Consider the following 26,698-nt stretch of genomic DNA (forward strand, 5'->3'; position numbering starts at 1 on the left):
CAGCCGGTCGCCCTAGGTTGGGCACTGACAGCGGAGGTCACGTATGAGCACGTCAGCGACGCCGTTGCCCGGTGCCGACGCCGGGCGTCCCCCCGACGAGCCCGCGCCGATCCCGCCGCCCGCGGACCCGTCGTCCGGGGCGCGGCCGGCGATCGCCAAGGCGGTGTTCCTGCCCGGACTGGCGATCGTGCTCGTCGTCGGCCTGTTCGCGGTGCTCTTCCCGGACCTCGCCGAGTCCGCGATCGGCACCATCCAGACCGACGTGATCGGCGTGTTCGGCTGGTACTACGTCCTGGTCGTGGCGGCCTTCGTGGTGTTCGCGCTGTGGATGGGCGTCAGCCGGTTCGGCGACATCATGCTGGGTCAGGACGACGACACGCCCGCGTACTCGATGGGCAGCTGGTTCTCGATGCTGTTCGCGGCGGGCATGGGCATCGGCCTGGTGTTCTGGGGCGTCGCGGAGCCGCTGAGCCACTACGCGCAGCCGAAGCCCGGCGTCACCGGCGCGCCGGACCAGCTCGCCGACGCCGCGATGGCCCAGACCTACCTGCACTGGGGCGTGCACGCCTGGGCGGTGTACGTCGTCGTCGGGCTGGGCCTGGCCTACGCGATCCACCGGCGCGGCCGGCCCGTGGCGGTGCGGTGGGCGGTCGAGCCGCTGCTGGGGGAGCGGCGCACGCGCGGTCGCCTCGGGGACGCGATCGACGTCGCGGCCGTGGTCGGCACGGTGTTCGGGCTTGCCACGTCGCTCGGGCTCGGCGTGCTGCAGATCTCCGCGGGGCTCGAGCACCTCGACCTGATCGACTCGTCGACCACGGTCCAGGTGGTGCTGATCTTGGTGATCACGCTCGCGGCGACGGCGTCCGTGGTCTCGGGACTCGACAAGGGGCTCAAGTGGCTGTCCAACCTCAACATCGGGATCGCCGGGACGCTCCTGGTCCTCGTCCTGGTGCTGGGGCCGACGCTGTTCCTGCTGCGCGAGTTCGTGCAGTCGATCGGCGTCTACCTGGGCGACGTCGTCCCGCTCACGTTCGACACCACGGCGTTCGAGGGCGACGCGGGCCAGGCCTGGCAGGCGTCGTGGACCACGTTCTACTGGGGCTGGTGGATCAGCTGGGCGCCCTTCGTCGGCGTGTTCATCGCGCGCATCTCCCGCGGGCGCACGGTGCGCCAGTTCGTCATGGGCGTGCTGATCATCCCGGTGCTCGTGACGTTCCTGTGGTTCTCGGTGCTCGGCGGGACGGCCCTGTACCGCGAGATCTTCGGCGAGGGCGGCCTGATCGGCGCGGGCGGCACGGTCGACGAGAACACCGCGTTGTTCGACCTGCTCGGCGGACTGCCGGGCGGCGTGGTCATGTCGGTGGGCGCGGTGCTGCTGATCGCGCTGTTCTTCGTCACCAGCTCCGACTCCGGCTCCTTCGTCGTGTCGATGCTGACCTCGGGCGGCAACCCCACACCGTTCACCTGGACCCGCGTGACCTGGTCGGTGATGACGGGCCTGCTCGCGGCGGCGCTGCTGGTCGCGGGTGGCCTCACCGCCCTGCAGACGGCCGCGATCCTCATCGCGCTGCCGTTCAGCGTCGTGATGATCCTCATCGCGATCGCGACCATCAAGGCGTTCCTCGCCGAGCACGCGGCGTACCAGCGCGCCGAGCGCGCCGCGGTGCGCGAGCGGCTCACGCGCGACGTCGCGCACGCCGTGCACGGGGAGCTGCGCGAGCACCTCGAAGGGCTGGTCGCCGATCCCGCCGGCCTGCCGGGGACCAACGGCCGGTGGTGGACGCGGCGGCGGGTGCGGACGTCGGCGGGAGGCGCCGACGCCGATCCCGACGCCGTCACGCTCGCGGACCGGCCGGACCCCCGGGCGTGACCCCGTGCCCGCCGACCACGCCGCCTACTGGGACGCGCAGGCGGCGACCTACGACCGCTCGACGGCCTGGGTGGAGCGGCGGCTGCTGGCGGACGCGCGGGCGTGGGTGGGGGAACGGGTCCGCGGGCGCACGCTCGAGGTCGCGGCGGGGACGGGCGGCACGCTCGCGGACTACGCCACCCGCGCGTCGGACGTCACGCTGACCGACCGCAGCGAGCAGATGCTCGGGCTGGCGCGGACGCGGGCGCGCGCGCTCGGGGTGGAGGTCACCGCGCTGCGCTGCGACGCCGCGGCGCTCCCCTTCCCGGCGGCGTCGATGGACACCGTGGTGTGCACCTTCGCGCTGTGCTGCGTGCCCGACGAGGTCGCGGTCCTGCGCGAGCTCGCGCGCGTGGTCCGGCCCGACGGCCGGGTGCTGCTCGCGGACCACGTGGAGTCCTCGGCCGCGCTGGGCCGGCTGGCGCAGCGCGGGCTGGACCTCGCCGGGCGGCGGCACGGCGAGCACCACCGACGGCGCCCGCTGCTGCGGCTGGGCGAGGCGGGCCTCGTGGCCGTCGAGCACGCGTCCTCGCGGTACCGGCTCGTCGAGCAGGTGGCGGCGCGACCGGAGCGCCGCGCGCGGCCTCCGGCGGACGTCAGCCGCGGCGGAAGAGGGTCGTCGGCTCGCCGGCGGAGCTGAGCGGCCCGGCTCCCGCCCCACGGAACCCCAGACGCCCGAGCAGCCGCACGGAGGCGGCGTTGCCGTCGACCACGACCGCCACGACGGTCGTGACCTGCAGGGACGACGAGGCCGCGGTCAGCAGCGCGCCGACGGCCTCGGCCGCCAGCCCGCGCCCCTGCCGGTCGGCCCGGAGCACGTAGCCCACCTCCGGCTCGTCGGCGTGGCGCAGGAGCACCTCCCCGACCACCGTCCCGGTGCGGCGTTCCTCCACCGCGAGCACGAGCCACTCGCCCGGGGCCGCGGTGGTGCGGTCGAGCTTCGCGGCGAGGGCCGCGCGGGTCTGCTCGCGGTCGCGCACCGGCCACGGGATGTAGCGCGTGACGGCCGGGTCGGAGTGGAACACCAGCAGGTCGTCCAGGTCCTGCGGACGGTGGCCGCGCAGCACCAGGCGCGGCGTCGTCAGGGGCAGGTCCAGCTCCCACACGGTCACGGTGAGCACGGTAGCGACGGGCGGTCGTCGCGCGCTCGTCGGACCCCGGGGAGAGACTGGACGGACATCCCCGGTGAGAAGGAGCGTCCATGTCGTCCGTCCCCACGGTCACCCTCAACAACGGCGTCCAGGTCCCGCAGCTCGGGTTCGGCGTGTTCCAGATCCCGCCCGACGAGACCAAGGACGCGGTCCTGACGGCGTTCGAGGTGGGCTACCGGCACATCGACACCGCGCAGGGCTACGGCAACGAGCAGGGTGTCGGCGACGCCCTCGCGGCCAGCGGCCTGGCCCGCGACGAGGTGTTCGTCACCAGCAAGCTCAACAACAGCAACCTGACGCCCGAGGACGCCATGGCCTCCTTCGAGCTCACGCTCGAGGCGCTGGGCTCCGACCACGTCGACCTGTTCCTCATCCACTGGCCGCTGCCCACCGTGAGCGACTTCGTCGCGCGCTGGCGCACGCTGGAGGAGATCTACCGGTCCGGGCGGGCACGGGCCATCGGGGTCTCGAACTTCCAGCCGCACCACCTGCGCAAGCTGCACGCCGAGACGACGATCACGCCCGCCGTGAACCAGGTCGAGATCCACCCGTACCTGACGAACGACGAGATCCGCGCCTTCGACGCCGAGCACGGCATCGCGACCGAGGCGTGGTCGCCGATCGCGAAGGGGCAGGTCCTCGAGGACCCGGTCCTGGTGCGGATCGCCGAGCAGCTCGGCAGGACCCCGGCGCAGGTGACGCTGCGGTGGCACGTCCAGCGCGGGGACATCGTGTTCCCGAAGTCGGTCACCCGCCGCCGGGTCGAGGAGAACTTCGCGGTCTTCGACTTCGAGCTCTCGGCCACCGACATGGCGGACATCACCGCGCTGGACCGGGGGATGCGGACCGGTCCGGACCCGGACACGTTCGCGTTCGTGGGCTGACCCCGAGGATCCCGGGTCCGACGGAGCCCGCGAACCCCACAGAACCCCGCGACGCCGACGAGCCCCGAGGACCGTGGTCCTCGGGGCTCGTCGGGTGCTGCGGGGGTCAGCGCGTCAGCTGCACGCCGCGCCGTTCAGCGTGAACAACGACGGGTTCGGGTTCTGGCCCGAGTGCGAGCCGTTGAAGCCGATGTCGACGCTCTGGCCCGGGGCCAGGGTGCCGTTCCACGCCGCGTTGGTCGCGGTGACCGTCGAGCCGGACTGGGTCCAGTTCGCGCTCCAGCCCTGCGTGACCTGCTGGCCGGCGGTGAAGCCGAACTTCAGCGTCCAGCCGGACAGGGTCGTGGTGCCGGTGTTCGTGACCTTGACCGACGCCGTGAAGCCGGTGTTCCAGCTCGAGGCGTTGTAGACCACCGTGCAGGAACCGGTGGTCGTGCCCGACCTCGTGGTCACCGCGAGCGGGGCGGAGGCCGCGGACACGTTGCCCGCCGCGTCCTTGGCCCGGACCGTGTAGGAGTACGCCGTCGCCGCCGTGAGGCCGGTGTCGGTGTAGCTCGTGCCGGTCGCGGTGCCGACCTTGGTCGTCCCGCGGTAGACGTCGTAGCCCGTGACGCCGACGTTGTCGGTCGACGCCGTCCAGGACAGGGCCACGCTCGTCTCGGTGACCGTGCCGGCCGCGAGGCCCGTGGGCACGCTCGGCGGGACGGTGTCGGCGGCCGAGGTCGTCCTGACCGACAGCGCGCTCGACGCGGCGGAGACGTTGCCCGCGTTGTCCTTGGCCCGGACCGTGTACGAGTACGCGGTGCCGGCGGTCAGGCCGGTGTCGGTGAAGGACGCCGTGGTGGACGAGCCCACCTTGGTGGTGCCGCGGTAGACGTCGTAGCCCGCCAGGCCCGAGCCGCCGGTGTCGGTCGACGCGTTCCAGGTGAGGGCGACGCTCGTGCCGGTCACGGTGCCGGCGGCCAGCCCGGTCGGCACGCTCGGCGCGACGGTGTCCGTCGGCGTCGTCGTGCTCGTCGTGACGGACAGCGCGCTGGACGCGGCGGACACGTTGCCCGCCAGGTCCTTGGCCCGCACGGTGTACGAGTACGCCGTGGAGGCGGTGAGGCCGGTGTCGGTGTACGTCGTGCCCGTGGCGGTGCCGACCTTCGTCGTGCCGCGGTAGACGTCGTAGCCCGTGACGCCGACGTTGTCGGTCGACGCGGTCCAGGACAGCGCCACCGAGGAGCCCGTGACCGTGCCCGCCTTGAGGCCCGTCGGGACCGACGGAGCCTGCGTGTCGACCGGCGCGGGGCCGTCGCCGAACAGACGGTCGTAGTCGGCCAGCGCCGCGGCGATGGCGGTCTGCGACCAGAACCGGTGGAACGTGAACGTCGGGGCGACGCCCGTGTCCAGCGCGGTCTGCATCTTCGACCACTGCGGGTCGTTCTTGTAGAACGAGCGGATGTCGAGGAACGTCCCGCCCGGCTTGATCACGTCGCCGTTGGGCATGGTGCCCGTCCAGCCGGCGGGGATGTAGACGCCGTCGCCGCCCGCGACGTACTTGTCGTCGAACCGCAGGAAGTCGCCGCGCGTCTCCTGCGTGGCCACGCCGAGCGCGTCCTGGTTGTTGTCCCACATCGCGTCGAGCAGCGCCTTGGCGGTGTCACGCGCCTGGGTGTTGCCGGACTTGGCGGCGTAGAACAGCAGCGCACGCGCGGTGTCGCCGGCGACGCCGACGTCCTGCCCGTAGTCCTTGACCGTGACGGTCAGGCCGGGGTTGCCGGTGGGCGACGACGGGTTCCACGTGTCGGGCTTGCCGGTCCACTGGAGCGTGCTCGGGACCTTCCAGCTCGCACCGTCCGTCGAGATGTTCGCGACGACCCAGGGCACCCACTTGTCGAGGATGGCCTTGGCCTTCGCGTTGCCCGACGCGTAGTAGAGCTCGGCGACGCGCTGCACGCCCCACGCCTGCATGCCGAACCACTGGTTCGACGGCGGGTCGTTGTAGACGGGCGCCTCGGTGTAGCCCATGCCGTAGAACGTGGGCGTGCCCGCGGGCGGGGTGGCGTAGGCGCCGTTCCAGCTGTTGGTCGCGCCACCGGCGATGCCGCCGTTCGAGGCCTGGAGCCAGGTGTAGAACTCGAGCTGGCGCTCGAGGGACTTGGTCCAGTCCGCCTTCGCCGTCGGGGACTTCGGCGTCAGGGCCGGGTCCGACGAGAGCGCGTACGCGGCCAGCGGGTTCTGGTACCCGAAGTGCGCGTGCGACGAGCCGATGCGCCACGCCCAGCCGGCGTTCGCGTCGGTGGCGCCGCCCCAGGCCATGTACCAGGACAGCAGGTAGTGCGCGCTCTCCTTGTTGCTGCCGGCGGGGCAGCTCGGCGAGGTGCAGCCGATGGCCTTGAAGTACTTGTCGAACAGCGTGTAGCGCAGGTAGTCGCCGAGCTTGGCGGCCTTGGCGACCGTCGCGGCGATGTCGGCCTGCTTGCCCTGCTCGGTGGCCCACTGGTTGGCCCAGTAGATGGCCTCGACGGCACGGGCGTCGGCGTCGGACGCCGAGGTGTACTTCCACTGCTTCGCGTAGGAGGCGTCCTGCGTGAAGAGGTCGAGGTAGCCGTTCTTGCCGCCGTACTTGAACTCCTCGCAGCTGGGCTGCGGGACGGTCTCCCAGACCGACTCCTGGGGGCCGCGCTGGAAGGTGTTGATGAAGGAGGAGCCGACCGCGGTGGGGCCGAGCTCGCAGCCGGCGCCGGGGGTGGCCCCGAAGCCGTAGACGTTGTCGACGTCCGCGAGCCAGTGCATCTGGTAGATGTCCGCGTTGCCGTACGTGGACTTGAGCTCGTTGGCGAGCGGGTCCTTGCCGACCGAGACGCCGCTGTTCAGGGCGCTGGGGTACTGGCTCGGGTGGTTGAACTCCGAGGCGTACGTGGCGGGGGAGTTGGGGTTGTAGAAGGAGTTCGTGGGCTGATCCACCGTCTGGGGGATCATGTACTTCTCCATGGTCTCCCAGGCGTGGTTCAGCGGTGCCCAGTCACCCGTGACCTGGCCGTACAGCGCCTCGAGCCAGATCCAGTAGGAGTAGGCCTCGGACGTCGTCTCGTGGCCGTAGTCGGGAGCCTCGACGATGAGGGTCTCGACCGAGTGGTAGGGGATGCCCTGCGCCGAGAAGTAGCCGTTGGCGGGGTCCTTGATCTTGTCGTACTGCGCGAGGAAGCGCTGCGCGTACTCGCCGTCGACCGCGGCGCGCACGGGCGCGGCGGCCGGGACGCTCAGGGTGCTGGGCAGCGCGCCCGGCGCGGCGGTGGCGGGGCTGATCCCCGTCGCCGCCAGGAGGGACGACACGCTCAGGGTGGCCAGGGCCACCCAGGCGGTTCGCCGTCGTGTGGTGGAGGACATCGTCCGTACCTTTCTGGCTGGTGGGCGCGCAGCGTGCGACGACACGACGACGAGCCCGCCGCGCCGCCGGGGGACCCGGTGCGCGCGGTGGCGGAGGTGCACGAGCCCCGGACCAGCGGCGACGAGCGCCGGCGTCGGTGCCGGACGCGCGCGGTGCGGGTCCCGGGACTGCGACCACACTCGCCAGCGGGGGCTTTGGCGTCCAGGATGCGAATCGATTCACATGGGAGCGCGACCACGCCCGCGCGCAGGGCGCAGCCGGCGGGCAGGATGGGAGCCGGGCCGACACGGGTGGGCACGAGGTGAGCACGTGAGGGCAGGAAGGGGCGGGCGTGGCTCAGGTGAGCGCCGGGCTGCTGCTGCACCGCAGGCCGCCGGACGGCGGGCCGCAGGTGCTGCTCGCTCGGATGGGTGGCCCGTTCTGGGCGCGTCGCGAGCGCGCGTGGACGGTGCCGAAGGGCCTGGTCGAGGCGGGCGAGGACCCGCACGCCGCCGCGCTGCGCGAGTTCGCCGAGGAGCTGGGCGTCGCGCCGCCGGCCTCCGCGGCGCCCGACGTCGCCCTCGGCCACGTGACGCAGTCGGGCGGCAAGGTGGTGCACGCCTGGGCGCGCGCCGCGGACCTCGACGTCGCGGCCCTGCGGTGGCGGGACGACGACGGGCGGTGGCTGGTGAGCACCGCGCTCGTCGAGTGGCCGCCGCGGTCCGGTCGCACGCTCGAGGTCCCGGAGGTCGACCAGGCCCGGTGGCTCGGGCTCGACGAGGCCCGCGCGCTCGTCGTCGCCGCGCAGGCCGAGCTGCTGGACCGGCTGGCCGTGCTGCTGACCTGAGGCGCCCGGGCCGCCGGGCGGAGGGTGCCGACGCGGTCTAGCGTCGAGACGTGGCTCGCGCACGCGCGATGCAGACGGTCGAGCTCACCGAGGACGGTGCGCCCGCCGGACCAGCCCTGCCCGCCGCCGGACGGCACGGCCGCCGCGCCGGCATCGCGGGCGTGCTCGTCGTCGTCCTGGCGGGGGCGCTGCTGGTGGGCCAGGCGACGCTGGACGCGCGCCACCGCGCCGACGTGCGCCGGATCGCGGCGCTGCCGGGCGCCGTGGCGCCGGTCCCCGACGAGCCGAGCGTGCGGTGGACGCTCGACGCCGAGCTCCTCGAGGCGCTCCGGCTGGAGACGCCGGTCCGCCTCACTGACGGCTCCGGTGAGCTGTACGTGGGCGCCGTCGCGCGCTCCGACGGCAGCGTCGAGGCCGTCGGGATCGAGGCGACGAACGGCGCCCGGCGGTGGACCACGACGCTCACCGGCACCGCGCGCGAGGACGTCCGCTCGGGAGCACCGGGCACCGGCTGCGTCGTCGCGCACGCGTCGTCGGACGAGGGGCCCGTGCTCGCGTGCCTGCTCACCTTCCACCACGACGCCGACGGCCCGCTCGCGCCACCGCGCCGCGCGCAGGTCGCCGTGTTCGACGCGCGCGCGGGCGAGGTCCTGGCCCGGTTCCCGGTCCCGGCGCAGGCGAGCAGGCTCGCGGTGGTGGACGGCACGGCCGCGGTGGCGTGGCGGGTGCTCGGCGCGGTCGACCTCGAGGCGCGGGACCTGACGACCGGGGCGCTGCGCTGGCGGACGAGCCTGTCGGTGCCGCGGTCGGGCACGCCGATGTTCGGCGCGACGAGCGGCGCGCCCCGCGTCGGGCGCGTGCAGCTGCAGTCCGCCGCGGGGCTGCTCGTCGTCGCCGCCGGGCAGGAGACCTACCTGCTGACCGCCGACGGGCAGGAGCGCGGCGACGGCGCCCGGCAGCCGGCCTACGTGCGCGAGGCGACACCGGGCCGACTGGTCCTGCTGGTCGTCGACGGGGAGATCGGCAGCCTGACGGTGCGCCCGCACGCGCCCGACCAGGTCGTCGACGGGGCCGTGGCGCTGCCGACGCTCGACGACGGCTCGGCGGACGTGGTCCTGACGGTCGACGACGGGCTGCGCGGGCGGGACCCGGACGACGGGCGCGTGCTGTGGCGCGTCGCCGGGCGCGACAGCGGCCTCGTCGTGCTGGACGGCGTGGCGTACCAGGCGACCGACCGCGACCTGCTGCGCGCGGTCGACGTGGCGACCGGCGAGGTGCTGTGGCACGTGCCGGCGCGGCCGGGCCGCTACGGCACGGGGGTCCTGACCGACGGCGACCGGCTGTACGTCGAGGCGCGCACCCTGTTCGGGCCGGGCGGGACGGCCGTGCTGCTGGCGTACGGGCTCGACGGGCTGCCGCAGGCGGAGATCCTCCCGCCGCCCGGATGGACCTCGCTGGAGCTGCGGGGCGGTGTCGTCGTGGCGACGAGCGACGACGCAAGCCGGGGCGCGATCCTGGGCCCGTGACGCAGCATCTTGCGTTGCTGACGTAACTTCTTGCGATCTGTGATGAAGTCTTGTCAGCCTCTTGTCCCATCCGTACGGTGTGGGGCCATGGGCGCCGCCGTGGCGCACCGGTCCGCGCAAGGAGGCGCCACCGTGCACACCCGCATCCCCCGCAGCCCCCGTCCGCTCCTCGTCGGTGCCGCGCTCGCGGCGCTCGTCGGTGGGCTCGTCGTCCCCGCCGCTGCCGCCGACTCCCGCACCGCGGCGGAGGCCGCGGGCGGGTCGGCCACGGCCGTGACGCGTGCCGGGCTCGACCCCGCGCTGAGCGCCGGGCGCGGCTCGTGGCAGCCGGTCGTCGAGCACGAGGCCGAGAACGCCGTCACCACCGGCGACGTGATCGGCCCCGGGCGCGAGGCCTACACGCTCGAGGCCGAGGCCTCCGGGCGCACCGCGGTGCGGCTCGACGCGCCCGGTGAGTACGTCGAGGTGACGCTCACGCAGCCGGCCGACGCGATCACCGTCCGGTACGCGCTGCCCGACGCGCCCGGCGGCGGCGGGCTGGACGCCACGCTGCGGGTCACGGCGCCCAAGGTGAGGCTCGACCTGCCGGTGACGTCGCGGTACTCGTGGCTCTACAACCAGTACCCGTTCACCAACGACCCGGACGCCGACCTGCTGCACCCCGACTGGTGGCTCGCGGAGTGCGGCTGCGTGCCCGCGGAGCAGCCGGAGCCCGTGCAGATCAGCAAGCCGTTCCGGCCGTTCCACTTCTACGCCGAGCAGCGGGCGCTCCTGGGCCGCACCGTCCCGGCGGGCGCCAAGATCCGGATCACCCTCCCGGCCGGTGCCGAGGTCGACTGGGCGGTCGTCGACGTCGTCGACCTGCAGCGCGTCGGCGGGCCGCGTCCCGCGCCGTACCGTGCGGTCGACGCAACGAGGTACGGCGCCGACCCCACCGGCCGCAAGGACTCCGCGCGGGCGATCGAGAAGGCGATCGTCGTCGCGCGCCACGCCGACCGGCCGGTCTACGTGCCTGCGGGCACGTACCGGGTGGACCGGCACATCGTCGTGGACGACGTCACGATCGCCGGGGCCGGCTCGTGGTGGACGATCTTCCGGGGCCGCTCCGTCGCCCTCGACGAGCCCGCCCCCGACGGCTCGACGCACACCGGCGTCGGCTTCTACGGCAAGGACGCCGCGGACGGCGGCAGCCACGACGTGGTCCTCAAGGACTTCGCGATCGTGGGCGACGTCACCGAGCGCATCGACGACGACCAGGTCAACGGGGTCGGCGGCGCGCTGTCCGACTCGGTGCTCAACCGCCTCTACATCCAGCGCACCAAGGTCGGCGTGTGGGTCGACGGGCCGATGTCCGACCTCGTCGTGCAGAACTCGGTCATCGTGGACCAGCTGGCCGACGGCCTGAACTTCCACACAGGCGTCACCGACTCCGTCGCGGTCAACAACGTGGTGCGGAACACCGGTGACGACGCGCTGGCCATGTGGGCGGACGGGACGACGAACGCGCGCAACGTCTTCCGGCGCAACACCGTCCAGTCGCCCACGCTGGCCAACGGCATCGCGATCTACGGCGGGACCGACATCACGGTCGCCAAGAACCTGGTCGCGGACCCGCTGCGCGAGGGGTCCGCGCTGCACCTGGGCACGCGCTTCGGCGCCGAGCCGTTCGCCGGGACCACGCGGCTCCAGCGCAACACCACCGTCCGCGCGGGCGGCCGCGAGCTGAACTGGGACATCGGCATGGGCGCGCTGTGGGTCTACGCGCTCGAGCGGTCGATCGACTCGCGGGTGCTGGTGCGCGGCGAGCACTACCTCGACTCGACCTACAACGCGATCATGCTCGTCACCGAGTACGGCAAGAAGGACGAGCTGTCGATCAGCGGGCTCGAGTTCGCGAACATCCAGGTCGACGGCGCGGGCACGTCCGTCGTCAGCGCCCGCACCGCCGGCTCGGCGTCGTTCCGGAACGTCGACGTGCGCAACGTCGGCTGGGCCGGCGTGAACAACTGCGGGGCGTTCACGTGGGACTTCGAGAAGGGCTCCGAGTTCACGCTCGTGGACCTGGGGGACAACGACGGCACGACGACCACGCCCTGGGAGCCGGGGCCTGCGAACTGGCTCAGCCGGTACACGCCCAACACGATCTCCTGCCAGGACCGGCCGGCCGTCGTCGCCCCGCCCGCGCCGTCGCCGTGGACGCAGCCGTGACGCCCGCCCGGCGCGCCGGGCTAGCGTGGGCGCGGTGGCGAGGATGCGGCGGGTGGAGGCGGACGACGACCGCGCGCCCCTCGGCACGGACGGCCACGCTGCCGACCACCTGAACGACCACCTGAACGACCACCTGGCTCGCCACGCGGACGGCCGCGCCGGCGGCGATCCGGACGGCGCCCCGGACGACGACCGGGACGACGGGCCGGACGACGACCCGGACGGACGGCGCGACCGGCGGCCGTCCGCGGGGCGGTCCCGTCGGCGCGGCGTCCTGCCGGTGCTCGCCGGAGCGCTCGCCGTGCTCGTCGCGCTGCTGGTGGGGCAGGCCGTGCTCGACGCGCGGCAGCGCGCTCGGGTCGCGGCGTGGACCGAGCTCCCGGGAACGGTCCGTCCGGTCGGGGTGACGGCCGGGGTGACCGTGGGGGACCAGGTGGAGGCCTCGGGCGTCTTCGCGGTCGCGGAGGGCGACGGCGCGGGGGTGGCCGGCCTCGTGCTCGCGCGGCGCACCGGGGACGACGGGGTGCGCCGCGTGGTGGCGACCCGAGGCGACGACGGGCGCCAGGCGTGGACGGCGACGCTCGGCAGCGGCCCCGTGACGGTGGAGGGGGACCGGGTCGAGGAGGCGGGGTGCGAGCTGGGGCGCGGCCCCGGCGCGCCCGTCCTGTGCCTGGTGCAGGACCGGGTCGTGGTCTGGCGCGAGGACGGCCGCAAGGTGCTCGACCCGGGCAGCCGCGCCGAGGTCGTCGCGATCGACCCGCGCGACGGGACCGAGCGGCGCCGCTGGGCGGTGCCGGTCGCGGACGGCTTCGCGGCGCTCGACGACCTCGTGGTGGTCTCGGTGATCGAGGCGGACGACTCCGTGTCGCTGCGCGCCTACGACGCGGCGACCGGGGATGCGGCCTGGTCGCGCACGCTGCCCGTGGCGGCCGACTACACGGCCCCGACCGACGCGCTCCTGAGCGAGCCGGTGTCGCTCGACGTCGTCGGCGACGTGCTCGTCGTGACGTGGTACCTCGACCAGGGGCTCGCGCTGGTGACCCGGGACGGCGACGTGGCCGCCCTCCCGGCCGGCACGTCGAGGGTCGCGGTGGCCGACGGCGGGCTGCGCGTGCTCGGCCGCTCGGGCGAGGGGCTCGGCTCGACCGTGCGGACGCAGGGCGACGACGCGCTCACGGTCGGCGGCAACGTCGTCGTCCCCCGGGTCGACGACGGCTCGCTCGGCGACCTGCTGCTCACGGACGCCGGCGGCCTGACGTCGTGGGACCCCCGGACGGGCGCGGCACGGTGGACGTCACCGGTGACCCCCGCGCCGGGCCCCGAGCCCGTCGTGCTCGGCGGCGTCCTCTACGCGCTGCAGCCGTCGTCGCTCGTGGCGCTCGACGGGGCCACGGGAGCGGAGCGCTGGCGGCACGCGCTGCCGGAGGCGCTCACGGGCACCCTCCTCGCGACCGACGGGCGGCGCCTGTACGTCGGCGCCCAGGAGTACGCGTACGGCTCCGAGGCCACGCTCGAAGCCGTCGGGCTCGACGGCGTGGCCGTCCCCGTCACGCTGCCCGAGGGCGCGTACGCGGTCGAGGTCCGCGGGCGGACGCTGGTGGTGCGCGGGGACTCCCCGGACGGCACGCGCTCGTGGGTGGCCGTGCTGCGGTGAGGCGCGTCAGCCCGCGGCGGAGATGTTCACCATCCACGCGGTGCCGAACCGGTCCGTCAGCATCCCGAAGGTGTCGCCCCACGGTGCGGTGACGAGCGGCTCCGTGATCGAGGCGCCCTCCGCGAGCCCGTCCCAGTAGCGGCGGAGCGTCGCCTCGTCGTCCCCGCTCAGCGAGATGGTGATCGAGGACTCCGCGCGCGCCTCGACCGGCGTGGGGCTGTCCGACGCCATGAGCGTGATCCCGCCGGGCGCGGTGAGCTGGCCGTGCATGACGCCGTCGCCCGCGTCCGGCATGCCGGACTCCGCGAACGTGGAGATCGTCAGCTCGCCACCGAGCACCGACTGGTAGAACTCGAGCGCCTCGCGCGCGTTGCCGGCGAAGCCGAGGTAAGGGTTGAGCACGACGGACATGGCGGACCTCCGGTCGGTGTGCGGTCGTCCCCATCCTGTCCGACGCCACCCACACGCGACACCTCCGGCGGCTATCGTGCGGGCATGACGGCGATGCAGCGCGTCGAGCTCGAGGACGACGAGGACGTCGTCGCGCCCCGCCGGCGCCGTGACCGCCGCGGGGAGGACGCCCGGGCGAGCTCGCCGGGTGACGGTTCGCGGAACGCGTCGAAGGACAGCAGCGACGAGGCGACGCGTGCCGACGGGACGTCCGATGAGGAGTCGCTCGACGGCGTCCTTGCGCGGCGTCGGGTGCGGCGCGGCACCGTCGCCGTGCTCGCGGGGGCGCTCGTGCTGGTGCTCGGGCTCGTCGTCGGGCAGGGCGTGCTGGACGCGCGCGAGCGAGCGAGCGTCGCCCGGTGGGCCGCCCTGCCCGGGACGGTCCGTCCGCTCGGCGACGTGCTGACCGCCGGACTGACGCTGGACGACACGTGGTGGCCCACGTCGATCGGTCGCGACGAGGACCGCGGCGTGGACGTCGCGTTCGGCGTCCGGACCGCGCAGGACGGTGCTATCGAGGTCGTCGCCAGGCGCCTGCCGGACGGCGACCAGCTGTGGGCCACACCGATCGGCAGTGGGTTCGAGGCACGTCTCGGCGCCGGCTCTCAGGGCGGCAGCTGGTGCGAGCGGCACGGGCCGGCCGATGCGGCGCCCCTGGTCTGCCTGGTCACCGACCGGTACCGGGACTGGGACGACGAGGGCAACGAGGCGGTCCACGAGGGCTCCCGGGCCGCGGTCGCCGTGCTGGATCCCGCTGACGGGACGGAGCGCGCCCGCTGGGACGTCCCGCTGTCCGACGGCTTCGCCCTGCTCGGCGGCGTCGCCGCGCTGTGGACGATCGCGGACGACGGCGCAGTCGACGTGCGCGCCTACGACGTGGCGACGGGTCGCGAGGCGTGGTCGCGGTCGCTCGAGCCGCCGCCGGGTCTCGAGCGGCTGGAGTCCTTCGGTTCGCAGGCAGGGGTCTACCCCGCGGGCGACGATCTGCAGGTGCAGTGGTACTCGGAGACGCCCGAGCTCGTCGTGCTCGACGCCGACGGCGGGCGGGTGCCGGTGCCGGACGGCTTCGACTACGTCGAGCGCCGTGCGGGCGACGACGCCCGGTACTTCGTCGGGGGGGACCACGGGCAGATCGCCACGACGCGCACCGGACCCGATGACGTCGACGTCGAGGTCAAGGGCTCGATCCTGTGGCCGGCGGTCGACGACGGATCGCTGGGCGACCTCCTGCTCACCGACTTCGGGGGCCTCACCTCGTGGGACCCGCGCACGGGCCGTGAGCTCTGGGTCGCGTCCACCTCGCAGGGTCATTCGCTGGTGGTGCTCGGCGGCGTCCTCTACTGGATCGCCGGGGGCGACGTCGTCGCGGCGGACGGGACCACGGGCGACGAGCTGTGGCGGCGTACCGTCATCGACGCGGCGGACGTCGTCTCGATCACGACCGACGGCGAACGCATCTACGTCGTCGCGAACAACTTCGGGTACGAGGGCGACACGCCTCGGGCTGCCGAGCTGGCCGCCGTCTCGCTCGACGGTGAGGAGCTGCACGAGGTCTCGCTGCCGGAGGGTACGACGCGGGTCGAGCAGCTCGGCCCGTACCTGTGGGCGGTGCCCAACGGGGATGCGGGGCAGGTGGCGCTCCTGTCCTGATCCCGTGCTGGTCCGGCTCAGTCGGTCTGGCGGATCGCCTCGCCCGCGATCTCGATCGTGACCTTCTTCCCGACGAGCCAGCCGCGCCCGTACTCCTCGCGGTCGATCTCGGTGGTCGCGGACAAGCCGAAGATGTCCTGGCCGTAGCGGTCGCGGCGCGCGCCGCCGAAGGTCAGGTCGAATGATGAGCCCGCAGCCGACCCTGCAGGTGGCGGCACCGCGACGCGGGGGCGAACTGTAGGTGCGGCGGCCCGGGGGTGGCGAGGCCGTGCGCAGTGTGTCGGTAGACGTCTCGCTGCGCGGACGGCGGGCTTGCACCGGCGGCGCGGATCTGGTCACGGTGGGTCGCGACCGAAGGCGGCCGGCCCCGGCCGACCGTCCCCAGGCGACGAGAGGAGAGCCACCCGTGCTCACCCTGACCGACAACGCCCGTACCGCCGTCGAGACGCTCACCGCACGTTCGGACCTGCCCGTGGAGACGGGCGGGCTGCGCATCGCGGAACAGGAGTCGGGGGCGTTCGAGCTCGCGCTCGTCTCGGGCCCGGCGCCCGGTGACGACGTCGTGGAGGCGGGCGCCGCCCGCGTCTACGTCGACGAGCGCACCGCCACGACGCTCACGGACCAGCGGCTCGACGTCGAGGCCACCGGCACCGGCACGGCCTTCACGCTGACCCCGCAGGCCTGACGCGCCGCCACCCGGCCCAGCCAGCCGCCGAGGTCGTCAGATCCGCAGGAGATCGTCGGAGATGTCCGACGAGCTCGGCAGGTTTCTGACGACCTCGGCGCGCGGGCGTGCGTGGGGCGCGCGCGGCGCGTGGGGCCGGCTGGGGCGGGTCAGTGGCCCAGGAGGTCCTCGAAGGAGGGGACCGCGTCGTACAGGCCCGCGGGGCGCGCCGGCTCGCGGTCCGCGACCGTCTCGGCGAGCTCGCGCGCCGCGCGCCGGATGCGGTCCGGCAGCGGCTTGACGTCGTCGCCGCCCGCGTCCGCCCAGTCGTCGGTCGCGGCGTACACGCCCGTGCCGACCACGTCCGCGTGCAGGTAGCCGAACAGCGGCCGCAGCGCGTACTCGAGCACCAGCGAGTGCCGGCCGGTGCCGCCCGTCGCGCCGAGGAGGACCGGCATCCCGGCCAGCGCGTCCTTGTCGAGCACGTCGACGAACGACTTGAAGAGCCCGGCGTAGGACGCGGTGAACACGGGCGTCACGGCGACCAGCCCGTCCGCCGCGCCCACCTTGGTGAGCGCGTCGGACAGCGCGCCGGACGCGAAGCCGGTGAGCGTCATGTTGACGACCTCGTGCGCCAGGTCGCGCAGCTCGATCGTCGTGACCGTGGCGCGGATGCCCCGCGCCGCGAGCTCCTCGACCGTCGCGGCGGCGAGCCGGTCCGCGAGCAGGCGCGTCGATGACGGCTGGCTGACGCCCGCCGAGAGGACGACGAGCGAGCGCTCCTGGGTCATGAGACCTCCTGAGAAGGGTGCCGCGCTCATCGTGCCACCGTCCCGGTGGCGGCGGCGTCCGCGGCGGCCAGGTCGTCCTCGGCGGTGCGGCCGGTCCAGTGGTCGGCTGCCGCGACGGTCTGCTCGTGCACCTCGCCGGCCGCACGGGCGGTGGCGACGCGCTCGGCGTGCGACGGCGGGTTCGCCGGCACGTGCGCGGGACGACGAGCCTCGGCCTCGCGCCGCAGCACGGGCACCACGTCCTCGGCCAGGATGTCGATCTGCTCGAGCACGGTCTTGAGCGGCAGGCCCGCGTGGTCCATGAGGAACAGCTGGCGCTGGTAGTGGCCGACCTGCTCCCAGAACGCGCCGTACCGGTCGATGACCTGCTGCGGCGAGCCGACGGTCAGCGGCGTCTCGCGCGTGAAGTCCTCCATCGACGGGCCGTGCCCGTAGACGGGCGCGTTGTCGAAGTAGGGCCGGAACTCGTCCCACGCCTTCTGCGAGTCCTTGCGCATGAACACCTGACCGCCCAGACCCACGATCGCCTGGTCCGCCGAGCCGTGGCCGTGGTGCTCGTAGCGCTGCCGGTAGAAGTTGACCATCTGCGCGGTGTGCTCCATGGGCCAGAAGATCGCGTTGTGCAGGAAGCCGTCGCCGTAGTACGCGGCCTGCTCGGCGATCTCGGGGGAGCGAATCGAGCCGTGCCAGACGAACGGCGCGACGCCGTCGAGCGGGCGCGGGGTGGACGTGAAGCCCTGCAGCGGCGTGCGGAACTTGCCGGACCAGTCCACGACGTCCTCGGTCCACAGCCGGCGCAGCAGCGCGTAGTTCTCGATCGCGAGCGGGATGCCCTGGCGGATGTCCTGGCCGAACCAGGGGTAGACCGGGCCGGTGTTTCCGCGGCCCATCATGAGGTCCATGCGGCCGTCGGAGATGACCTGGAGCATCGCGTACTCCTCGGCCAGCCGTACCGGGTCGTTCGTCGTGATGAGCGTGGTCGCCGTGGACAGCGTGATGTGCTTCGTGACGCCGGCCAGGTAGCCGAGCATCGTCGTCGGCGACGAGGGCACGAACGGCGGGTTGTGGTGCTCGCCCGTCGCGAACACGTCGAGCCCGGCCTCGTCCGCGTGGCGCGCGATGGTGAGCATCGCGCGGACGCGCTCGGTGTCGTCCGGCGTGCGGCCGGTCGTCGGGTCGGTCGTCACGTCACCGACGGAGAAGATGCCGAACTGCATCGTGATCGCCTCGTTCTGGTCCACTCGAGATCCATGCGTTTGCATGTACTGACCCGCTCAACCGGGCCGCCCCGACTCCTATTCCCGAGCCTCCCACGGGCCGATGGGACAGGACGAGCCGCGGGGCGGCGCGAGGGAGACGCGTTTGCCACCGCCCGCGGCAGATGGTGGCATTGCGGACGAGGGAGGTCGCGGATGGTCGACGACCAGGTCACGGTCCTCGTCGTCGAGGACGACGCGGACACCGCACTGTTCGTGCGCACGGTGCTCGAGCGGCGTGCCGGCATGCGCGTCGTCGTGGCGCACGAGGCGATGACGGCGCTCGCCGAGGCGACCCGTCAGGCGCCGGACGTCGTGGTCACCGACATCCAGCTGCCGGGCATGTCCGGGCTGGAGCTGCTCGGTGAGCTGCGCCGGCTGGCGCCCGGCGTGCCCGTGGTGGTGATGACCGCGTTCGCCAGCGTCGACTACGCGGTCGACGCGCTGCACCGCGAGGCCGACGACTTCCTGGTGAAGCCGATCCCGGCGGGCACGCTCGTCGAACGCGTGACCGCCGCCGCCGAGCGCGGTCGCGCCCGGCGCGCGGTGAGCACCGGCGAGACCGTGCTGGCCGTCGGCGCGCACCCGGACGATGTCGAGATCGGCGTCGGGGCCACCCTCGCCGCGCACCGGGCGGCGGGCGACACGCTCGTCGTGCTGACCCTGTCCCCGGGCACCGTGGGAGGCGACGCGGACGCCCGGCGCCAGGAGGCGATGGACGCGGCCGGGGTGGTCGGCGCACGCCTGTTCCTGCACGACTTCGCGGACACCCGCCTCGATCCCGCCGACGGACTCATCACCGCGGTGGAGGAGACGATCGCGCAGGTCCGGCCGACGGTCGTCTACACGCACTCCGCGCACGACCGGCACCAGGACCACCGTGCCGTGCACCAGGCCGTGCAGGTCGCCGCGCGGCAGGTCGCGACCCTGGCGTGCTACCAGAGCCCGTCCTCGACCATCGACTTCCGGCCGACGCGGTTCGTCACGGTCGACGGCTTCCTCGACGCCAAGCTCGCCATGCTCGCGGCGCACGTCTCGCAGAGCCACCGCGACTACATGGACCCCGACGCGGTCCGCGCGACCGCGCGCTACTGGGCGCGGTTCGGCGAGGGCACGTACGTGGAGCCGCTCGAGCTCATCCGCGCGGCCGGCCGGGTGGGCTCCGCGGGCAGCGCCGCCGCGGTCCCCGCGGGCGACGCGATCCCCGGCGCCCGCGAGGGCGCCCCCGACGAGCACGACGCCGTCCGATGACGAAGACGACGACTGCGAAGACGACGACGACGGCGACGACTGTCACGACGACTGCGATGGCGACTGCGATGGCGACCGGCTCGCCTCAGGAGGCCCCGATGCGTGTGCTGGTGACCGGAGCGGGCGGACCGGCCGGGGTCGCGGTGATCCGGTCGCTGCTGCGCCGTGGCGACGTCGAGGTCCTCGCTGCGGACATGGACCGCTGGGCGAGCGGGATCTACCTGGTCGACGCGCCGCTGCGCCGCCTGGTCCCCGCCGGGCGCGCCGACGACTTCGTCGACACCGTCGTGCGGATGTGCCGCGACGACCGCGTGGACGTGCTGTTCCCCACCGTCGACGTCGAGCTGCCGCGGCTCGCCGCCGAGCGCGAGCGGCTCGCGGCGGGCGGGACGCGGCTCGCCTCGCCGCAGCTGCGCACGCTCGAGACCGCGCTGGACAAGCTCGCCCTGGCGCGCGCGTGCGAGCGCAGCGTGCGCGGCTCGGTGCACGTGCCGCGCACCGAGCTGGTCGGCACGCCCGAGGCGACGTCGGGCTGGGACTTCCCGGTGATCGTCAAGCCGCGGCGCGGGGCCGGCTCGCGCGGCGTGCGCACGGTCGCCTCGCAGGCGGAGCTGGACGCCGTGCACGACGAGGAGGACCTGCTGGTCCAGGAGCTGCTGCCGGGGCAGGAGTTCTCGGTGGACGTGCTGGCGGGCATGGACGGCCACGTCGTGGCGGCCGTGCCGCGGGCGCGGCTGCGCGTGGACTCCGGCGTCGCGGTGGCGGGCGTGACGGTGCACGACGAGAGCCTGGTCGAGGCGGCCTCCGCGGTCGCCCGGGCGATCGGGCTGACCACCGTCGCCAACGTGCAGCTCAAGCTCACGGCCGACGGCCGACCCGGCCTGCTCGAGGTCAACCCGCGGTTCCCCGGCGCGATGCCGCTGACGATCGCGGCCGGCGTCGACATGCCGTCGATCACGCTGGACGCCGTGCTCGGCCGGCCCGTGCCGCGCCGCATGGACTTCACCGAGGTCGCCAACGTGCGGTTCCTCGAGGACCGGTTCCTGCCCCCGGACCAGATCCTGCCGGCGCCATGACCGGCCCTGCGGCAGGGACCGCCGGCGGAGCGGTCGAGCGCCTCGGCGTCGACCTCGCCGGCGACCACCACGTGCACTCGTCGTTCTCCGACGACGCGGTCAGCACGCCCGAGGAGAACCTCGCGGCCGCCCGCGCGGCCGGCCTGGCCCGGGTCCGCATGGTCGACCACGTGCGCGTCACGACGACGTACGTGCCCGAGCTCGTCGCGGCGGTCGCCGCGCTGCCCGCCGTCGAGGGGCTCACGGTGCTCACGGGGGTCGAGGCGAAGATCCTCGACGCCGCGGGGCACGTGGACGCCCCGCCGGAGGTGCTCGCCGCGCTCGGCGAGCCCGGGGGCGTGGGCCGCGTGCTGCTCGCGGACCACCAGATGCCCGGCCCGGACGGGCCGTGGAGCCCGCGCGCGACGCGCGAGCGGATGGACGCGGGCCTGGCGCCCGCCGACGTGGTGGACCTCCTGGTCTCGGCGACCGTGCGCGCGCTGCACCGCGTGGGCCGCGGGCAGGTCGCGCACCCGTTCTCCCTGCTGCCCAAGATCGGGCTGACGGAGGACGACGTGTCCGACGAGCACCTCGACGCGATCGCCGCGGCCGCGCTCGCCACCGACTCGCCGGTCGAGGTCAACGAGAAGTGGCGGTGCCCGGGCCCGCGCGCGCTCGCACGGTGGCACGGCGCCGGCGTCCGGCTGGTCGCGTCGAGCGACGCGCACCACGCCGACGAGGTCGGCGCCTACCGCTGGCTGCGGGGGGACGGCTCGTTGCGGGGGCAGCAGTGAGCGGCCACGACGTCCTCGTCGTCGCGTTCGTCGTCCTGGTCCTGCTCGGGACGGTGCCGGTGCTCGCGGGCGTGTTCCAGTACGCGCTGGTGCCCGTGCACGCGTGGCGCAACCACCTGCGCCGGGCCGAGCCGTACCTGCCGCGCGTGGTCGTCGTGGTGCCCGCGTGGAACGAGGGCGCGGTGCTCGGGGCGTCGCTCGAGCGCCTCATGGGGCTCGAGTACCCCCCGGACCGGCTGCGGGTGCTCGTCGTCGACGACGCGTCGACGGACGACACCCCGCAGGTGGTGCTCGCGAAGGCCGACGAGCACCCGGGACGGATCGTGCACCTGCGCCGTGCGCAGGGCGGTCAGGGCAAGGCCCACACGCTCAACCACGGCATCGAGCACGCGCTCGCGGACGACTGGATGCAGGCGCTGCTCATCATGGACGCCGACGTCATCTACCGCCCCGACTCGTTGCGCAAGATGACCCGGCACCTGGCGGACGAGGGCGTCGGCGCGGTCACGGCGTTCATCCGCGAGGGCAGCGGCCGGCCCGGCTCGGTCGCCCGGTTCATCGGCTACGAGTACGTCACCGCCCAGGCGGCCGCCCGGCGCGCCCAGAACGTCCTGGGCGCCATGGCCTGCCTCGCGGGCGGGGCGCAGCTGCACTCGCGGGCCAACCTCGAGGCCGTCGGCGGGCGGATCGACACCACGACCCTCGCCGAGGACACCTTCACCACCTTCCTCACGCAGCTCGACGGGCGCCGCGTGGTGTTCGAGCCCGCGGCGGTGGTGCTGGCCGAGGAGCCCGACTCCGTGCGCGCCCTGTGGAAGCAGCGCGTGCGCTGGGCCCGCGGCAACGTCCAGATCACGCGCACGTTCTCGGACGTGTGGTTCCGGCGCCCGTGGCCCCTGCGCCGCGGCGGCCAGCGGCTCGGGTCGCTCACGTTCGGCTTCGTCTGGTTCTCGATCTACCTGCTGCCGGTCGCGATGACGGCGGCGACGGTCGGCCTCGTCGGGCTCTGGTTCGTCTCCCAGACGACCGCGCTCACCGCGTTCCGGTCGCTGTGGTGGCTGGCCGTCGTGGCGTACGTGTTCGTCACCGTGACCACGCTGCTGCTCGACCGGACGACCGCGCGCCGCGCCTGGCTGCAGGGCCTGACGTTCCCCGGTCTGCTGGCGCTCGTGGTCATGAGCGCGGCGTGGTTCCCGGCGCTCTGGGAGGTCCGCATCCCCGCGCTGCTGGGCCTCGAGATGACCGACGACGGACGCGAGCTCTGGCAGCTCGGCCTGTACTGCTGGCCCCTGGTGGCGATGCTCGCCGCGTTCCTCATCCGCACGGTCGAGGGCGTCCGGGTGCTCCGGTTCCTCGCGGTGCCGCTGCTGTACCTCATCGGCTTCGGGCCGCTGCTGTGCGCCATCACGCTGGACGCGTACGTGAAGCAGGCCCGCGGCGCCGCGCAGACGTGGGACAAGACCGAGAAGACCGGGAGGGTCGTCGGATGACCGGAGCCCACGGACGGCGTGCGTCGCGTCCGACGAGCACGGGCGGGCCGGGCGATCCCCTCACCCCCGAGGCGATGCGCCGCGAGATCCGCGCCGACGCCCGGGCGGAGCGCCGCGTGCTCCTGGTTGCCCTCGTCGCGCTCGCGGCCACGTGCGTCGTCCTCGTCGCGCTCCAGGTGTGGCGGTGAGCGGCCCGGGGGTCGCCCGCGCGGTCCACGACCGGCGCAGCCGGTCCTCACGGTGGATGCGCATGGTCGCGCGGTTCACCGGCCCGGAGGCGGGCGTGGTGGAGCGGCAGCTCCCGTTCCTGCTCGTGTTCCTGGTCGCGATGGGCGGGCTGCGGCTGGTCCCGGACGTCGTGACCGTGCCGGCCGCCGTGCTCGCGGCCGCGGCCACCACCATGGCCGTCCCCGTGCTCGCGTTCACCGTGCCGTGGCGGCGGCTGCCGGAGTGGGCGGGCGACGTGCTGCCGCTGCTCGAGCTCGCCGCGGTCGCGCTGCTGCGGTTGGGCACGGGCGGCCAGGGGTCGGTGTTCGCGGCGCTCGTCTTCATCCCGGTGCTGACGCTGGCGCAGCAGCGCGGCCGGCGCGGGGTGGTCCTCGGCACCGTCGCGGCGGCGGCCGTCGTGTTCGCACCGGCGGTCGAGAACCCGTCGAGCCTCAACTCGACCGTCGCGCTGCGGGCCACGGTGGTGGCGGTCGTCGCCTGCAGCGTCGCGATCGTGGCGCACGAGGCGACCGAGCGGCTGCGCGTGCGCAACGCCGCGCTCGACCGGCTCCAGCGCGAGCAGCACCGCCTGCTCGACCTGGTCCGCGCGGACGCCGAGGTGATCGCGAGCGAGGCGGAGGTCCGCCGCTCGGAGTACGACCACCTGGTCTCGGTGATCGACTCGGCGACCGAGCAGGCGATCATCGCGACCGACGCCGACGGCATCGTGCAGGTCTTCAACGCGGGCGCCGAGCGCCTGCTCGGGTACGCCCAGGGCGCGGTGGTCGGGCGGACGCGGCTGACCCGGCTCCACGACCACGACGAGCTCGTGCGCCGGTACGCCGAGGCGTTCGGCCGGCCCCCGCGCGGCACGGGCGAGCAGCTCGAGCGCCGACTGCTCGACGCGGTCGTGGCGCCGGAGCGCGACGCGGCCCCCCGCGTGCGGGACTGGACCTACGTCACCAAGGACGGCGGCCGGCTCACGGTGCGGCTCGCGGTCACGCGGCGCGTCGAGCCCGGCGGCGCGAGCACGGGGTACGTGGTCGTGGCGACCGACGTGACGGCGGAGCGCGAGGCCGCCGCGCTGAAGGACCAGTTCGTCGGGCTCGTCAGCCACGAGCTGCGGACCCCGTTGACCGCGGTGCTGGGCTACCTCGAGCTGCTGCAGGACGGGCCCGACCCGCTGACCGACGAGCAGCGGGAGTTCCTGCAGATCGTCGAGCGCAACGCGCGCCGCCAGCTCCGGCTCGTGAGCGACCTGCTCCTGACGGCGCAGGTCGAGGCGGGCAAGTTCGCCATCCTCGCCGAGCCCGTCCAGCTGGACGACGTCGTGCGCGGGTCGGTCGCGTCGGCGGGACCCGCGGCCGAGGCCGCGCACGTGACCCTCCGCACGCAGGTCGAGCCGGCGCGCGTGGTCGCCGACCCGACCCGGATCGCCCAGGTGGTCGACAACCTCGTCGGGAACGCGCTGAAGTTCACGCCGCCCGGTGGCACGGTCACGGTGACGCTGCGCCCCGTGACGGCGGTGTCCGACGAGCCGGCGGGCGCGGTGTCCGACGAGCCGGCAGGCGCGGTGTCCGACGAGCCGGCAGGCGCCGAGCTCGTCGTCGCCGACACGGGCATCGGGATCCCGCCCGACGAGGTCGACAGGCTCGCCGAGCGCTTCTTCCGGTCCACGACGGCCCGGCGGCACGCGGTGCCGGGCGTCGGGCTGGGCCTGTCGATCACCAAGGCGGTGGTCGACGCGCACGGCGGGTCGCTGGAGATCGCGAGCGTGCTGGGCGAGGGCACCACGCTGACCGTCCGGCTGCCGGCCGAGCCGCCCGCGTCCCCGGCCACCTGACGCGTCGCGTCAGGGGCCCGGCGCCTCGGTGCCGAAGTCGTCGGAGGTCGTGAACGTCGCGACGCCCTGGTCCGTCCCGGTCATCTCGGCCGACGTCGGCGTGACGTGCGGCGCGACGAGCGCGACGGCGCCCAGCGCCACCGCGACCAGCAGCCGGACCACCGAGCCGCGGTCGAGGCTGACGAACGGCACGCGCTCGCGCGTGCGCTCATCCGTGGAGATACGCATCCACGTGCCTCTCGTCCCGGTTCCGGTGGTCCAGGCGGACCTTCTTGCGCCGGCGCGCGTCCTGCACGGCCAGCAGCTCGAGGGTACCGAGCGCGACGAGCGGCGGGACCAGCATGATCGCGCGTCCCGTCGCCGATCCCGCCCACTGGAGCACCCAGCCCCAGCCCGGGTGGACGTCGAGCACGATGCCGCGCACGCGGGTGTAGGGCGTCGCGTTCTCGTCGTTCTCCTTGTTCGCGTCGCCCTTGGTGATGATGTACTGGCTCTCCGCCGGCTCACCGGTCTCGGGGTCGACGACGGGCACCATCCGCCCGGTCGCGTCGTCCTGCTTGAGCGTCGGCAGGGTCACCAGGTCGACGATGCGGTGCGTCACCAGGCGCTCCGAGCCCAGGGGCCAGAACGAGACGATCTGGTCGACCTTGAGCTGCGAGGGGTCGTCCACGCGACGCATGACGACGGCGTCGCCCGCGTCGAACACCGGCGCCATCGAGCCCGAGGTGACGATCAGCAGCCGCTGGTCGTGCGCCTGGAACCACAGCGGCACCGCGAGCGACGTCGCGTACGCCAACGTCCCGAGGGCGACGACGGTCCACAGCACCGCGGAGAGCGCGGTGCGCCAGCGGGGGCGCGGCTCCCGCGGGGGCGGGGCCGGCCGGCGCACGTCGCGACGCTCCACCGCGGGCGCGGAGGGGTGTCGCGGTGACCGGGGCATCGGTCCTCAGGTCGTCGTCAGGTCAGTTGTTGGACTCGCCCGGCTGGTTCGCCTGGAAGGTGAGCTGACGTGCCCAGAAACCGAGGTTCACCGTGGCCGACGTGTCCTGGTACTCGTTGCCGGCGGCCGAGCTGAAGTCGACGCGGACGCACAGCTCCTCGCTCGCGCCGGCGGACAGGAAGCGGTTGTCCGTCGCCTCGTCGACGCCCACCTCGCCGATCAGGTCGGTGTCCGCGGCGGGCAGGCCCCACGCGTCGCCGACCGAGTCGAGACGGTTCTCGGTCACCGCGACGTTGGTGTTGGGGAGCGTGCACTGGGCCGCCGCGAGCGCGTAGACGCGCACCCGGAGCTGGTCGGTCAGGTTGCCCGAGCCGGTCCCGGCGCCGTCGGCACCGTTGTACTCGAGCGCGTACTGGTAGCGCAGCGAGCCCTCGTTGCTGACGGTGATGGGGGAGACCACCGACGCGCCCGGGAGCATGTTGTCGACCGGGACGCCGAAGTCCAGCTCGGTCGACGCGATGTCGATCGTGCCCGTGGTGATGGCGTCGTTCGTCGTGTCCTCGTCGGTGAAGAACGCCGACGTCGTGAGCGACGTGATGCCCAGCGCGGCCAGGCCCACCACGGTGATCGTCGCCCAGACCCGGCGGCGACGCGCCTTCTCGCCCTGCGCGGGGGCAGGGTTGACCATCTCCTGGAGCAGGTCGTCCATCACGGCAGTGCTTCTCCCTGGCTGGCGGTCCCGGGCGAAACGTCCGGTGATCGTGCATCGGCAC

At 74.0% G+C, this 26,698-nt stretch carries 24 protein-coding genes; 15 read left to right on the plus strand and 9 right to left on the minus strand.

Annotation, left to right across the window (positions count from 1 at the left end; translation table 11 throughout):
* The first annotated feature begins 43 nt into the window (after window positions 1-43).
* Together KIN34_RS07360 and KIN34_RS07365 are read left to right on the plus strand one after the other, a co-directional pair.
* Window positions 44-1,870, plus strand: a complete 1,827-nt coding sequence (locus tag KIN34_RS07360) for a BCCT family transporter (RefSeq protein WP_214348694.1) — start codon at window positions 44-46, stop codon at window positions 1,868-1,870.
* 4 nt (window positions 1,871-1,874) lie between these two features.
* On the plus strand, window positions 1,875-2,549 hold the full coding sequence (locus KIN34_RS07365) for a class I SAM-dependent methyltransferase (RefSeq protein WP_214348698.1): 675 nt from the start codon (window positions 1,875-1,877) through the stop codon (window positions 2,547-2,549).
* On the opposite strand, the gene KIN34_RS07370 is transcribed toward KIN34_RS07365, so the two are convergent.
* On the minus strand, window positions 2,506-3,021 hold the full coding sequence (locus KIN34_RS07370; protein ID WP_214348700.1) for a GNAT family N-acetyltransferase: 516 nt from the start codon (window positions 3,019-3,021) through the stop codon (window positions 2,506-2,508). The two genes, KIN34_RS07365 and KIN34_RS07370, sit on opposite strands and share 44 nt — an antisense overlap.
* 89 nt (window positions 3,022-3,110) lie before the next feature.
* Between KIN34_RS07370 and KIN34_RS07375 the strand changes: the two genes are divergently transcribed.
* Complete coding sequence (locus tag KIN34_RS07375; protein WP_214348703.1) at window positions 3,111-3,944, plus strand: aldo/keto reductase; 834 nt, start codon at window positions 3,111-3,113, stop codon at window positions 3,942-3,944.
* 114 nt (window positions 3,945-4,058) lie between these two features.
* Here the strand turns inward: KIN34_RS07375 and KIN34_RS07380 are convergent, their stop codons facing one another.
* Window positions 4,059-7,319: a glycoside hydrolase family 48 protein gene (locus KIN34_RS07380; RefSeq protein ID WP_214348706.1), complete on the minus strand. Its 3,261-nt coding sequence runs from the start codon at window positions 7,317-7,319 to the stop codon at window positions 4,059-4,061.
* A gap of 332 nt (window positions 7,320-7,651) precedes the next feature.
* On the opposite strand from KIN34_RS07380, the gene KIN34_RS07385 reads away from it, so the two are divergent.
* From KIN34_RS07385 to KIN34_RS07400, 4 genes are all read left to right on the plus strand, one after another.
* Entirely contained in the window at window positions 7,652-8,146 is a 495-nt protein-coding gene (locus tag KIN34_RS07385; protein WP_214348708.1) for an NUDIX hydrolase, read from the plus strand.
* A gap of 50 nt (window positions 8,147-8,196) precedes the next feature.
* Window positions 8,197-9,672, plus strand: coding sequence for an outer membrane protein assembly factor BamB family protein (locus KIN34_RS07390; protein ID WP_214348711.1), 1,476 nt, complete (start codon window positions 8,197-8,199; stop codon window positions 9,670-9,672).
* Window positions 9,673-9,759: 87 nt separating this feature from the next.
* Window positions 9,760-11,880 (plus strand): glycosyl hydrolase family 28-related protein, encoded by a 2,121-nt coding sequence (locus KIN34_RS07395; RefSeq protein WP_237689064.1) that lies wholly within the window; start codon window positions 9,760-9,762, stop codon window positions 11,878-11,880.
* A gap of 43 nt (window positions 11,881-11,923) precedes the next feature.
* Complete coding sequence (locus KIN34_RS07400) at window positions 11,924-13,534, plus strand: outer membrane protein assembly factor BamB family protein (RefSeq protein WP_237689502.1); 1,611 nt, start codon at window positions 11,924-11,926, stop codon at window positions 13,532-13,534.
* Window positions 13,535-13,540: 6 nt separating this feature from the next.
* On the opposite strand, the gene KIN34_RS07405 is transcribed toward KIN34_RS07400, so the two are convergent.
* A complete protein-coding gene (locus KIN34_RS07405; RefSeq protein WP_214348721.1) occupies window positions 13,541-13,945 on the minus strand; it encodes a VOC family protein in 405 nt (134 codons plus the stop codon).
* Window positions 13,946-14,029: 84 nt separating this feature from the next.
* On the opposite strand from KIN34_RS07405, the gene KIN34_RS07410 reads away from it, so the two are divergent.
* Window positions 14,030-15,634 carry an outer membrane protein assembly factor BamB family protein gene (locus KIN34_RS07410; RefSeq protein ID WP_214348725.1) on the plus strand — a complete coding sequence of 535 codons (1,605 nt, stop codon included), beginning with the start codon at window positions 14,030-14,032 and terminating at the stop codon, window positions 15,632-15,634.
* Window positions 15,635-15,651: 17 nt separating this feature from the next.
* On the opposite strand, the gene KIN34_RS07415 is transcribed toward KIN34_RS07410, so the two are convergent.
* Window positions 15,652-15,852, minus strand: coding sequence for a YceI family protein (locus KIN34_RS07415; protein ID WP_214348728.1), 201 nt, complete (start codon window positions 15,850-15,852; stop codon window positions 15,652-15,654).
* A gap of 188 nt (window positions 15,853-16,040) precedes the next feature.
* Between KIN34_RS07415 and KIN34_RS07420 the strand changes: the two genes are divergently transcribed.
* Window positions 16,041-16,319 (plus strand): iron-sulfur cluster assembly accessory protein, encoded by a 279-nt coding sequence (locus tag KIN34_RS07420; protein ID WP_214348731.1) that lies wholly within the window; start codon window positions 16,041-16,043, stop codon window positions 16,317-16,319.
* A gap of 149 nt (window positions 16,320-16,468) precedes the next feature.
* Here KIN34_RS07420 and KIN34_RS07425 read toward each other — a convergent pair whose 3' ends face one another.
* Together KIN34_RS07425 and KIN34_RS07430 are read right to left on the minus strand one after the other, a co-directional pair.
* The gene (locus tag KIN34_RS07425; RefSeq protein WP_214348734.1) at window positions 16,469-17,089 is read right to left on the minus strand and encodes a CE1759 family FMN reductase; all 621 of its coding nucleotides are present in this window, start codon (window positions 17,087-17,089) and stop codon (window positions 16,469-16,471) included.
* A 26-nt stretch (window positions 17,090-17,115) separates the two neighbouring features.
* Window positions 17,116-18,306 carry an LLM class flavin-dependent oxidoreductase gene (locus tag KIN34_RS07430; RefSeq protein WP_214351896.1) on the minus strand — a complete coding sequence of 397 codons (1,191 nt, stop codon included), beginning with the start codon at window positions 18,304-18,306 and terminating at the stop codon, window positions 17,116-17,118.
* A gap of 195 nt (window positions 18,307-18,501) precedes the next feature.
* On the opposite strand from KIN34_RS07430, the gene KIN34_RS07435 reads away from it, so the two are divergent.
* From KIN34_RS07435 to KIN34_RS07460, 6 genes are all read left to right on the plus strand, one after another.
* Complete coding sequence (locus tag KIN34_RS07435; RefSeq protein ID WP_214348736.1) at window positions 18,502-19,596, plus strand: response regulator; 1,095 nt, start codon at window positions 18,502-18,504, stop codon at window positions 19,594-19,596.
* 98 nt (window positions 19,597-19,694) lie between these two features.
* Complete coding sequence (locus KIN34_RS07440; protein ID WP_214348738.1) at window positions 19,695-20,672, plus strand: ATP-grasp domain-containing protein; 978 nt, start codon at window positions 19,695-19,697, stop codon at window positions 20,670-20,672.
* Window positions 20,669-21,445 carry a PHP domain-containing protein gene (locus KIN34_RS07445; RefSeq protein ID WP_214348740.1) on the plus strand — a complete coding sequence of 259 codons (777 nt, stop codon included), beginning with the start codon at window positions 20,669-20,671 and terminating at the stop codon, window positions 21,443-21,445. The genes KIN34_RS07440 and KIN34_RS07445 overlap by 4 nt, the downstream gene beginning before the upstream one ends.
* Entirely contained in the window at window positions 21,442-22,935 is a 1,494-nt protein-coding gene (locus KIN34_RS07450) for a glycosyltransferase family 2 protein (RefSeq protein WP_214348742.1), read from the plus strand. Before KIN34_RS07445 ends, KIN34_RS07450 begins: the two co-directional genes overlap by 4 nt.
* On the plus strand, window positions 22,932-23,123 hold the full coding sequence (locus KIN34_RS07455) for a hypothetical protein (RefSeq protein WP_214348744.1): 192 nt from the start codon (window positions 22,932-22,934) through the stop codon (window positions 23,121-23,123). Before KIN34_RS07450 ends, KIN34_RS07455 begins: the two co-directional genes overlap by 4 nt.
* On the plus strand, window positions 23,120-24,985 hold the full coding sequence (locus KIN34_RS07460) for a sensor histidine kinase (protein WP_307858132.1): 1,866 nt from the start codon (window positions 23,120-23,122) through the stop codon (window positions 24,983-24,985). The genes KIN34_RS07455 and KIN34_RS07460 overlap by 4 nt, the downstream gene beginning before the upstream one ends.
* 9 nt (window positions 24,986-24,994) lie before the next feature.
* Here KIN34_RS07460 and KIN34_RS07465 read toward each other — a convergent pair whose 3' ends face one another.
* The 3 genes from KIN34_RS07465 to KIN34_RS07475 form a co-directional block, all read right to left on the minus strand.
* Window positions 24,995-25,213 carry a hypothetical protein gene (locus KIN34_RS07465; protein WP_214348746.1) on the minus strand — a complete coding sequence of 73 codons (219 nt, stop codon included), beginning with the start codon at window positions 25,211-25,213 and terminating at the stop codon, window positions 24,995-24,997.
* A complete protein-coding gene (locus KIN34_RS07470) occupies window positions 25,194-25,874 on the minus strand; it encodes a signal peptidase I (protein ID WP_307858133.1) in 681 nt (226 codons plus the stop codon). The genes KIN34_RS07465 and KIN34_RS07470 overlap by 20 nt, the downstream gene beginning before the upstream one ends.
* Before the next feature lie 73 nt (window positions 25,875-25,947).
* On the minus strand, window positions 25,948-26,634 hold the full coding sequence (locus tag KIN34_RS07475; RefSeq protein WP_214348751.1) for a TasA family protein: 687 nt from the start codon (window positions 26,632-26,634) through the stop codon (window positions 25,948-25,950).
* Between the last annotated feature and the right edge of the window lie 64 nt (window positions 26,635-26,698).

Origin of the sequence: Cellulomonas fulva, assembly GCF_018531375.1 — a bacterium.
Classification (GTDB): domain Bacteria; phylum Actinomycetota; class Actinomycetes; order Actinomycetales; family Cellulomonadaceae; genus Cellulomonas; species Cellulomonas fulva.